General features: G+C 67.5%; 10 protein-coding genes and 1 pseudogene. 5 read left to right on the top strand and 6 right to left on the bottom strand.

Annotation, left to right across the window (positions count from 1 at the left end; translation table 11 throughout):
• Positions 1-222: nuclear transport factor 2 family protein (locus WAW17_RS10415; protein ID WP_422332907.1), on the top strand; the 222-nt coding region annotated here is incomplete at its 5' end.
• Here WAW17_RS10415 and WAW17_RS10410 read toward each other — a convergent pair.
• Complete coding sequence (locus WAW17_RS10410) at positions 212-1,624, bottom strand: amidohydrolase family protein (RefSeq protein WP_422332906.1); 1,413 nt, start codon at positions 1,622-1,624, stop codon at positions 212-214. The genes WAW17_RS10415 and WAW17_RS10410 overlap by 11 nt on opposite strands.
• Positions 1,621-2,871, bottom strand: coding sequence for a CoA transferase (locus WAW17_RS10405; protein WP_422332905.1), 1,251 nt, complete (start codon positions 2,869-2,871; stop codon positions 1,621-1,623). The genes WAW17_RS10410 and WAW17_RS10405 overlap by 4 nt, the downstream gene beginning before the upstream one ends.
• A gap of 66 nt (positions 2,872-2,937) precedes the next feature.
• Between WAW17_RS10405 and WAW17_RS10400 the strand changes: the two genes are divergently transcribed.
• Complete coding sequence (locus tag WAW17_RS10400) at positions 2,938-4,008, top strand: enoyl-CoA hydratase/isomerase family protein (RefSeq protein WP_422332904.1); 1,071 nt, start codon at positions 2,938-2,940, stop codon at positions 4,006-4,008.
• 13 nt (positions 4,009-4,021) lie between these two features.
• Here WAW17_RS10400 and WAW17_RS10395 read toward each other — a convergent pair whose 3' ends face one another.
• The 3 genes from WAW17_RS10395 to WAW17_RS10385 are packed head-to-tail and all read right to left on the bottom strand — an operon-like array spanning position 4,022 to position 7,076.
• Positions 4,022-5,197 (bottom strand): CoA transferase, encoded by a 1,176-nt coding sequence (locus WAW17_RS10395; RefSeq protein WP_422332903.1) that lies wholly within the window; start codon positions 5,195-5,197, stop codon positions 4,022-4,024.
• Positions 5,198-5,223: 26 nt separating this feature from the next.
• A complete protein-coding gene (locus WAW17_RS10390; protein WP_422332908.1) occupies positions 5,224-6,231 on the bottom strand; it encodes a MaoC family dehydratase in 1,008 nt (335 codons plus the stop codon).
• The gene (locus WAW17_RS10385) at positions 6,231-7,076 is read right to left on the bottom strand and encodes an HpcH/HpaI aldolase/citrate lyase family protein (RefSeq protein WP_422332902.1); all 846 of its coding nucleotides are present in this window, start codon (positions 7,074-7,076) and stop codon (positions 6,231-6,233) included. Before WAW17_RS10385 ends, WAW17_RS10390 begins: the two co-directional genes overlap by 1 nt.
• Positions 7,077-7,278: 202 nt before the next feature.
• Between WAW17_RS10385 and WAW17_RS10380 the strand changes: the two genes are divergently transcribed.
• Genes WAW17_RS10380 through WAW17_RS10370 form a run of 3 tightly spaced genes read left to right on the top strand, consistent with a single transcriptional unit; the run spans position 7,279 to position 9,694 of the window.
• Complete coding sequence (locus WAW17_RS10380; protein ID WP_422332901.1) at positions 7,279-8,430, top strand: acyl-CoA dehydrogenase family protein; 1,152 nt, start codon at positions 7,279-7,281, stop codon at positions 8,428-8,430.
• A 31-nt stretch (positions 8,431-8,461) separates the two neighbouring features.
• Entirely contained in the window at positions 8,462-9,208 is a 747-nt protein-coding gene (locus WAW17_RS10375) for a GntR family transcriptional regulator (protein WP_422332900.1), read from the top strand.
• Between the two features lie 33 nt (positions 9,209-9,241).
• Positions 9,242-9,694 (top strand): MaoC family dehydratase, encoded by a 453-nt coding sequence (locus WAW17_RS10370; RefSeq protein WP_422332899.1) that lies wholly within the window; start codon positions 9,242-9,244, stop codon positions 9,692-9,694.
• A gap of 35 nt (positions 9,695-9,729) precedes the next feature.
• On the opposite strand, the pseudogene WAW17_RS10365 reads toward WAW17_RS10370, so the two are convergent.
• Positions 9,730-9,828: pseudogene (locus WAW17_RS10365) on the bottom strand (DUF2889 domain-containing protein); the annotation flags it as partial.
• Between the last annotated feature and the right edge of the window lie 17 nt (positions 9,829-9,845).

Genomic DNA, 9,845 nt, shown 5'->3' with positions numbered 1-9,845 from the left:
GTCGCTGATACGTCGCGGCGGGTCAAGCACGTGGTGACGAACATTCGTCTCTGGCGCACCGGAGCCGACCAAGCCGAAAGCGCATGTATCTTCACGGCGTACGAGGTTTTCGATGATTCATCGCCGGCACCATCTCCGATTGCCGTGGGCGATTACATCCATCGCTTCGAACGCCGCGGAGACGGTCGCTGGCTGATCGCGGAACGTATAGCTACGTGGTGATGGAGTAGATCGGATCCCCGCCGATAAGCGTGGTGATCACGTGCTCGGAACTCGGCATCCCGAGTGTGTCGAGCAGCGGCGCACGGAGGAGTACGAGGTCGGCAACGGCACCCACCTCGACGCGTCGTGGCGGTCCGCCCGGGTCGTCGGTGGACGCCAGATAGCCGCTCAGCGCTTCGCTTCCCGTCAGACGCTCGGCGGCGCCCACGACGGCACCGGAACGCGCGCGTCTGTGGACAGCCGCGGACATCACGGTCCACGGATCGAGTGGGCCGTAGGGCGCATCGCTCGAGAGGGCGAGCGGAACGCCGGCATCGAGCAGGGTGCGGCACCGGTACAGGTCGGGGAGGTCGCGTTCCTCGACGTGGTCGAGGTAGTGGTCCCCGCGGTCGGCGAGAAAACCGGGCTGGGTCACCACCCGCAGCCCACGACGGTGCAACCCTTCGATGCTTTCCTCGGGTATGAGGGCGCCGTGCTCGATGCGGTCTCCGTCCAGTACTCCGACGTCGTCGAGTGCCACAAGGAAGATGAGCAGGGCCTCGCGGGTGACGCAGTGCGCCGCGACCGGGCGGCCCGTGTGGTGCGCGTGCCGGATGACCTCGCCCAACTCGGTGATGTCGGGCAGTCCGGAATCCGCGAGCACGATCTTGTAGGGGCCCACGGTGAGACGGGTGGTGCCCTCCCGCGCGTCCGGCGGGTCGAGGGGCGCGCCCAGAAGGTGGACGCGCTGGGGAAGGTCGCCGGATTCCATCTCACCGATGATGGCCCGGATCGATGGTGCCGGTAGGTCGGGAGACGCGTCCGTCACCGCGGTGATGCCGAACCGTGCCAGGGTTCGGCCGATGTCGCGCAACGCCGGTGGTGCCGTTCGTGGCAGATGTCCCCGAAGCCACTCGTCCGCGCGCCACACCCGTCCCGTCGGCAGGCCGTCGGAGTCGCGTTCGATGCCCGGATGGTCGCCGGTGGCGAGTCCGGCAGCAGACGCGGCCGCCCCGTTGAGAACCCACATCGCACCACTTCGATGCTGGATCCGCACCGGCCGGGCAGCGTGCAGCCGATCGAGTGCCGCGGAATCGAGTTCTCCGGCAACAGTTTCGATGTATCCGACGCCGCGAACCCAACCGCCGACGTCGGGTGCCCCGGCCAGTGCGCGGGCGAGTTCTGCGCCGTCGTGGACGTGCGGAGGCCCGCATCGCACCGACGTCGCGTCGGCAGCCAGAGCGTGGAGGTGAAGGTGGTGATCGGTGAGCCCGGGTAGCAGCGCCCCGCCGCCGGCCTCTACCACTTCGGCTCTGCCGGAGGGCAATGCGCGTCCGATGTCGGCGATGTGCGAACCGCGGATGAGGACGTCGACGCCCGTTCGTCCGCGCACCTCACAGTTCCGGATCAGGATGTGGCTCATGGCAATGCGATACCCAGACGACCCAGTACGGCTGCGGTATCCGCGCCGCTCTCGGACACCGCACCGTGTGGCTCGCGGGGTCGCGGCGCCTCGACCCGGGCGACACCGGTGTCGCAGTCGAGCACCCAGTATCCGTCTTGTCGTCGCGGGAGAGCCGCTGCGCCTCCGTGCAGCGTGGACGCGACCACGTTCGTCATCGAGAGGTCCCACAGGTTGCCGTCGTCGGAGCCTGCCGACATGGCCAGTGCCGCAGCGGTGAGCCCGGTGAGCGGGTCGGCGATCGCGTCGCCCACGAACAGTGGTGCGTCATCGGTATCGCGTGCTACGAGTCCGCTCGATGCGGCGATGTCGTCTCCGAAACCGATGCGGTCCGAGTCCCTTCCGTTCGCGGTGATGGAAATCCAGGTGCATCCGCGGGCTACTTCGGCTTCGGCGTCGAGTCCGAACCCTGCGAGGGCGCGGGGGCGTGAGGCCTCGATGACGATGTCGGCGGCTCGCACCAAGCCGGCGAGCGCGTGCCTGCCGCCGGCGGTTTGCGGGTCCAGTACCACCGAGGAATGCCCGCCGTGGAGAAGTGCATAGAACTCGGCGTTACCACTGCGGGCGCCGTCCGGGCGGGTCGGGGTTTCCACCTTCACGACTCGTGCTCCTGCCAGCCCGAGCAGGTGCGCGCACAGTGGTCCCGCCCAGAGAGCGCTGAAATCGACGACGAGGAGGTCTTTCACCGACCGGGGCATTCCGAGGCGGGGGAGTGGCGGAGGCTCGGACGGCACCCGTACGGGCGCGGCAGCGATACCGAGCAACTCGGCGCGCTCGGCGAGTTCGGTGCCGCTGTGACCGTTGAGCCACTGCCGCACCTGCGGCCAGGGGTCGCCCGTGATGTCTTCGGATATCAACGCGCCGAGCAGAACCGGATCGTCCGGCCGGGCGCACGACACCGCGGCCCAGCCGTCGACGGTCGCCAGGAGACGGCAACTGCCACCGACAGAGGTTGCGCCATTGCGGGTGTGGCCGGTAAACGCCGCCCGTTCGGCGAGGATACGAGCACCGTCGACCACCACACCGGACGCGGCTGCGATGTGCCGGGACAGTTCCCGCGCCCGCGTTGCCGCGATCCCGGGAGGCAGGACCGGGGGGCCGTCGGCACGCCCCGTGAGCGAGACGATCCCGCTCTCTGTCCAATCCCGTACCGGGTCGATGTGTTCAGCGGTTCCTGGAACCGGAGCAGAGCTGGGAGGGGCCGCCACGCGGTCGATGCTACGCTCCGGATTCGCACAGACTCGTCGCGTCCATTCGGTAGAGAGGCCCAGCAGATGACCCCCGAAGTAGGCCGGATCACGCCCCGGCAGCTGGTGGAGGGTCACGCAGGTCGTCCGCTTCTGAGCGCGGGTGGAACTCACCTGGACGATCCGATGCTCGTCGTCGATCTCGATGACGAGCCGGACGAGGCTCTCGCGGCAGCGGCCATTGCACAGATCGCTCTCACCGACCGATTGCTCGTCGGGTTCCGGACCCGCGCGGGGATGCCGCCGGGTGCGGCACTGCTCGCCTCCGCGCTCGATACGACGGTGGGCGGGATGGACCTCGCGGCGGTGCGTTCGGTGGTACCGGCGAACGACCCGCAGGCCTCGCTGGATCAGCTCCACGCCGAGGTACTGGCCAATCCGCACGCCGCGGTGATTCTGGGGCAGGTTCTGAAAGCCTCGGAGCCGCTCTCGGTGCCCGCCGCGATCGACGTCGAATCACTTGCGTATTCGACGCTTCTGGGCGCCCCGGGCTTCCGGCACTGGCTGGAGAAGCGGGGGCCCCGGCCGCTGCCTCCGCTGTCACCGCAGGAACCGGTGCTGATGCGACGGGAGGACAACGAGCTGTTCGTCACGCTCAACCGGCCCGAGCGTCGCAACGCGTACGGCACCGAAGTGCGCGACGGGCTGGTGGCCGCGCTGCAACTCGCGGAACTCGACGACACGATCGAGCGCGTGGTGCTCGACGGATCGGGGCCGTCGTTCTGCGCCGGCGGAGATCTCGACGAGTTCGGGACCACCCCGGATCTGGCGACCGCACACCTGATCCGCACCCGGGCCGGCGCAGGACGGCTGGCGCACCGGGTGTCGGACCGATTGGAAGTACGAGTGCACGGCAGTTGCGTCGGTGCCGGGATCGAGGTCCCGGCCTTCGCCGGCCGGATCGTCGCACACCCGGACACCGTTTTCCGCCTGCCCGAGGTGGGGATGGGATTGATACCGGGTGCCGGCGGCACGGTGAGTGTTCCCAGACGCATCGGCCGGCACCGGGCGTTCGAGCTGTGCGCGACGGGCCGGGCCGTCGATGCCCGGACCGCCCTCGAGTGGGGGTTGGTCGACGACGTCACGACCGGGTCGTGACGGCCGACCGACCTCAGTCGCCGAGGAGTTCCCGCACGACGGCGTCGGTGTCGTCGCCGACGGTGGGGGCACTGTGCACCGTGAAGTGCCCGCCGTCGAACTGCCCGGGATGCCCGGCGGCCAGGTAGGTACCGATCCGTGGCTGCTCGAGCGAGGAGAACATCGGGTTGTTCTCCAGCTCCTTGGACGCCACCACTTCCTCGAAGCTGCGGTAACGCTCGAAGAGCACGGACGTGGCGGTCAATGCGCCGGCGACCTCGTCCGCGGTGTGCTCCCGAAACCACGGCGCGAACAACGCCGTCAGAACTTCGCGGTGCCGGAAACGGTCCGCCTCGAGCGTGAAATCGGCGCCGAGTGCACCGGCCAGCGCGTCCACTGCGGCACCGACTCCGGTGACCGAGACGAGGTCGCGGAAATGCCGGGGGGTGAGGGCCACGATCATGAAACGTCCACCGTCGCCGGTGACGAAGTCGATGCCGTAGGTGCCGTACACGGCGTTGCCGGTGCCCTCGCGCCCGCGGCCGTTGACCTGGACTTCGGTGAAGTAACCGAGGGTTCCGGCGGTGGCGAGTGCCACGTCCTCCAGTGGGAGGGTGATCTTCGCGCCCCGTCCGGTGAGGTCGCGACGACGGACCGCGGCCGTGACGTCCAGCGCCGCATAGAGGCCGCAGGCCACGTCCCATGCGGGCAGGACGTGGTTGGCCACACCGCTGTGTTCCACCGGGCCGGTGATCTGCGGGAACCCCAGGCCGGCATTGACGGTGTAGTCGACGGCCGGTGTGCCGTCGCGGCGGCCGAGGATTTCCAGCGTGATCACGTCGTCGCGCAGAGCCTGCAGCGTCTCGTGACTCATCCAGTCGCGGCCACCGGAATTGGTGACCAGGATGCCGCCGCCGCTGCCCGGCGCGGTGACCAACTTCTGCACGAGCTGCTGTCCCTCGGGACTGCGCATGTCCACCGCGACGGACCGCTTGCCCCTGTTCAGCCCGGTCCAGTAGATGCTCTGCCCGTCCGTGGTGACCGGCCACCGGTTGTAGTCGGAGGCGCCGCCGATCGGGTCGACGCGAATCACCTCGGCGCCGAGCTGGGAGAGCGTCAAGCCGCACAGCGGGGAGGCGACGAAACTCGACACCTCGACGATGCGAAGGCCGGCGAGAGGGGCGGACGACGTCTGCGCGTCTGGGGTCACGATGGAATCTCCTCGGGAGGGAATGTTCAGGCCATGAGGGCGCTGAAGCGCCAGTCGAGGACGGGGGTGCCGGATGCATTCGTATTGTGCGAGAACACGAGTGAACGCAGGTGCAGGACACCGCCGCCATCGGGAAGCTGTTCCACGCTCTCGACGTGCAGTTCGCTGGTGAGAGTGTCACCCTCGTGGACCGGGCCGGTGTGATCGCACGATTTCCAGCCCAGGACCGTCACGAGGTTGGGCAGTGCGCGCGTCGCCTGTCCCAGGGCGATCCCGATGGTGTGGCCGCCGTAGACGAGACGTCCGGCCTGCCCCACCCGCTCGTCGTGATGGGTTGCTGCGATGTTGAGAGTCAGGCGCGCCAGTTCCGGTGCGCTGGACACCACGTCGCCGCTGCTCCGGAAGACGGTGCCCTCGAGGTCGGGAGAGAAGTGGTTGCCGGGAACCTTGTCCCGATACACGCCGAGATCCCAGCCGACGGGAGCGGTGAACGGCTCCTCGGTCTGCGGGCCGACGGCGGACAGATCATCCGCCTTGCGCACCCGGTTCTCGTCGGCGTTGTCGCGGAGCGGCAGCATCGCGCAGCGGTAGAAGTCGAGGACGGTGTTGGCGTCCTGATCGGTGGATGTCATCCGCAAAGCTGCCAGGCCCGTCGGCCCGCGACCGGGCTTGGCCGAGTTCTCCCGGAGTCCCACCACTTCGGTGCGGGTGTAAAGGGTGTCACCCAGATGCGGAAAGCTGTGGAATCGCAGACCCCGATAGAAGAGGTTGGCCTTCACGTGATGTGTTGCCAGCGTGGATTGCCCGATGGCGATGTCGCAGACCAGCCCCGGGTTCGCGACGGCGGCCCCGCCGCCGGTCACCGCCTGGGAAAGGTGCGCGTCGAGGGGTAAACGCATCCGGTCACCGAGTATGGCCTGATGGGTGGCGGTGAGCCCGCTGGTGAGTGTGACCGCGGGGGCGGTATCGAAGACCTGGCCTACTTCGAGCTCGTCGAAGTACGGTCCGCCGACGTACGTTTCGGTCGCGATCATCATGCACCCACCTGCGCGAGAACGCGGCGAGCCGCCACCGCTACGGCCTCGTCGAGCATCTGTCCGTCGAGCTGGGCGGCGCCGTTGCCCAGCGCCTCCGCCGTCGCGAGCGCATCCAGAACGCGTCGGGCCTCCGCCACGGCGGTGCCGGTGGGAGTGAAAGCGGCTGTCGCGGAACCGATCTGTGAGGGGTGGATGACCCATTTGCCGTCGAAGCCGAGGGTGCTCGTCCAGTGGGCGGCGTGGCGGAAGGCGTCGTCGTCGGAGATGCCTAGGAAGGGGCCGTCGACGGCCTGGATGCCTGCGGCCCGGGCGGCGATCAGCACTGTGTCCTGGACCGTGAGCCAGTGCTCGGGCAGTGCGGCGCGGGAACGTCCCAGTGCCGCACCGAGATCCGCGTATCCGATGATGACCGCGTCGAGTCGATCCGTGGATCGGGTGATCTCGCCGATGTTCTGCACACCGAGCGGGGTCTCGACGAGAGCCTGCAGTCCGATGGACGTCCCGGTGAGGGCGCGGTCGGCGTCGATCAGGTCCTGTGCAGTTTCCGTCTTGGGAACGATGACGCTCGTCAATGCTCCGCCCACCTGTGCGCAGGCGGCGAGATCGTCCTGAGCCCACGGGGTGGTCAGCGCGTTGATGCGGACCGAGATTGGACGGCTGCCGTCCGATTCGCTCAGGATGCGGCACACGAGTTCGCGGGCCACATCCTTGTTGGCGGCGGTGACCGCGTCCTCGAGGTCGAGAACCACCTCGTCGGCGGACGAACGGAGTGCCTTGACGGCCTTGCGTTCGTCGGATCCGGGTGCCACCAGGACGGCGCGTCTGCGTGTGGAGGTCTGCACTGTTGTCTGTTCCTTAGTCCATCGGGCTGTATTTGTACGGCCAGCCGGCTACCTGCGGTCGTCCACGCAAGAGCCGTTCTCCCACTGGCTGTGCCGCTGATCGTGGCAGTCGGGCGTCGCGCTGTCAAACACAAAGGGTTGACATTCACCGCACATTACCCAAATATGGCCGTACAAAGTTTCGCGACTCGAAGGTGGAGTGATGGGCAAGTTGAACGACGAAGAGGCGTACCTCGTCCAGACGGTGCGGGAGTTCGTCGATCGGGATGTGAAGCCGACTGTCCAGGAGGTGGAACACGCCAACGAGTACCCCGAAAAGTGGATCGCCCAGATGAAGCAGATCGGCATCTACGGCCTGGCCGTGCCCGAGGAGTTCGGCGGATCGCCGGTGTCCATGCCCTGCTACGCCCAGGTGACCGAGGAACTGGCCCGCGGCTGGATGAGCCTGGCCGGGGCGATGGGTGGCCACACCGTGGTCGCCAAGCTGCTCACCCTGTTCGGCACCGAGGAACAGAAGCAGAAGTACCTGCCCAGGATGGCCACCGGCGAGCTGCGGGCCACGATGGCGCTCACCGAGCCGGGCGGCGGATCCGATCTGCAGGCCATGACCACCAACGCCAAGAGCGAGGGTGACGACCTGGTCATCAACGGTGCCAAGACCTGGATCAGCAACGCCCGCCGCTCCGGGCTCATCGCGCTACTGTGCAAGACCGATCCCAAGGCCAGTCCCCGTCACGCGGGTATCTCGATCGTTCTCGCCGAGCACGGCCCGGGCCTCAATGTGTCCCGCGACCTGCCCAAGCTCGGCTACAAGGGCGTCGAGAGCTGTGAGATCTCGTTCGACAACTACCGTGTCCCGGGAAGTGCCATCCTCGGTGCGACGCCGGGCAAGGGCTTCGGACAGATGATGAAGGGGCTCGAGACCGGCCGTATCCAGGTCGCCAGCCGCGCCCTCGGTGTCGCCGCGGCCGCGCTCGAAGACTCCCTCGAGTACGCGCAGCAGCGCGAGAGCTTCGGCAAGCCCATCTGGAAGCACCAGTCCATCGGCAACTACCTCGCCGACATGGCCACCAAGCTCACCGCCGCCCGCCAGCTCACGTGGCACGCCGCCGAACAGTACGACAGCGGCGAACGCTGCGACATGGAGGCCGGCATGGCCAAGCTGTTTGCATCCGAGGTGGCCATGGAGATCGCGCTCAACGCGGTCCGCATCCACGGCGGCTACGGATACTCCACCGAGTACGACGTGGAGCGCTATTTCCGGGACGCCCCCCTGATGATCGTCGGCGAGGGCACGAACGAGATCCAGCGCAACGTCATCGCCGCACAACTGGTGGCGCGAGGCGGTCTGTAGACCGGATATCGGCAAGTAGGATCGGTGCGCGATGAACGGTAGGGAACGAGAGACGGAGCCGGCATACCAGCTTGTGTCGAGGGAGCTGCGCGAGCAGATCGCCGCGGGCAAGTTCAGTGGCGGCGTTCGTCTCCCCACCGAGTCGGAGCTGTCCGACCAGCACGGTGTCAGCCGTCAGACCGTGCGTCGCGCATTTCATGACCTGGTGGCGGAGGGCATCGTGTACCGGATTCCCGGGCGCGGCACCTTCGCCACCGAATCGGACGGCCGGTACCTGCGGCAGCTCGGTTCCATCGAGGATCTGATGAACCTGTCGACCGATACCACTATGGAGGTGGTGTCGCCGTTGCGGCGCCGCGTCGACATCGAGGCCGCCAGTCGGCTGCGCCTCGACACCGACCTGGTCTACACCCTTGTGTTCCGGCGACTGCACGACGGCGTGCCGTTCGTCCACACCACCGTGTATCTGCCGGAGGAGATCGCGCGCCACGTGATCGCCGACCCGGAGATGGCAGAGGGGGCAGTGAGTTCCCACACCATCATCGGGCTGCTGGAACCCCATCTTGCCAGCCCCATCACCGAAGCGGCCCAGTCGATCACGGTCGCCCCCGCCACCGAGGACGTCGCGCGGGCGCTCGACTGCGACACGGGTCATCCGATGCTGCGGGTCGACCGTTTGTACTCGAATGCTCAGAATCAGGCAAACGAGCTGGCCGTCAGTTACTTTCTGCCAGAGCACTACACCTATCGCGTGACGCTCCGCCGCGGCGGACGCTGACCGCGCCTTCACACACCGAACAGGGAGACAACCATGCGCGTTTTTCAGGGAATCGACGAGATCGAGTCGGCAGTAGGCGAGCACCTCGGGTACAGCGACTGGTTCGAGATCACCCAGGACCGCGTCAATCTGTTCGCCGACGCCACCGGGGACCATCAGTGGATACACGTCGATCCCGAGCGGGCGAAGGACGGCCCCTTCGGCGCACCCATCGCTCACGGGTACCTCACACTGTCGTTGCTGCCGAAACTCGGTGCCGAACTGATGAGTGTCGAGGGCGTCAAGCTCGCGATCAACTACGGACTGAACAAGGTCCGCTTCCCCGAGCCGGTCAAGGTCGGAGCGAAGGTGCGGGTCGGCGGTGAGATCTCTTCCTTCGAGCGCACCCCCAAGGGCGCGCAGGTGGTCGTCAAGTACACCGTCGAGATCGAGGGCGCAAGCAAACCTGCCTGTGTCGCGGAAACCGTGCGCGTGCTGGTCGCCTGAGCACCCTCGGCGATCCGGTGAACCGGCACTTCGGCGAGCGCGCGCATGGCGTCGTTGAGGTGCGTGCATCCCTCCGTTTTCGAGAACTTCTCGAGGACGACGGAGCGAAGTTCCGGAAGTGGGGTGCCGAGGATCTTCCCGACGTTCAGGG

This window comes from Rhodococcus sp. (in: high G+C Gram-positive bacteria) (genome assembly GCF_049286785.1).
Taxonomy (GTDB): Bacteria; Actinomycetota; Actinomycetes; order Mycobacteriales; family Mycobacteriaceae; genus Rhodococcus_F.
The sequence above is the reverse complement of the archived record's forward strand: the minus strand, read 5'-3'. Positions and strand labels throughout refer to the sequence as shown.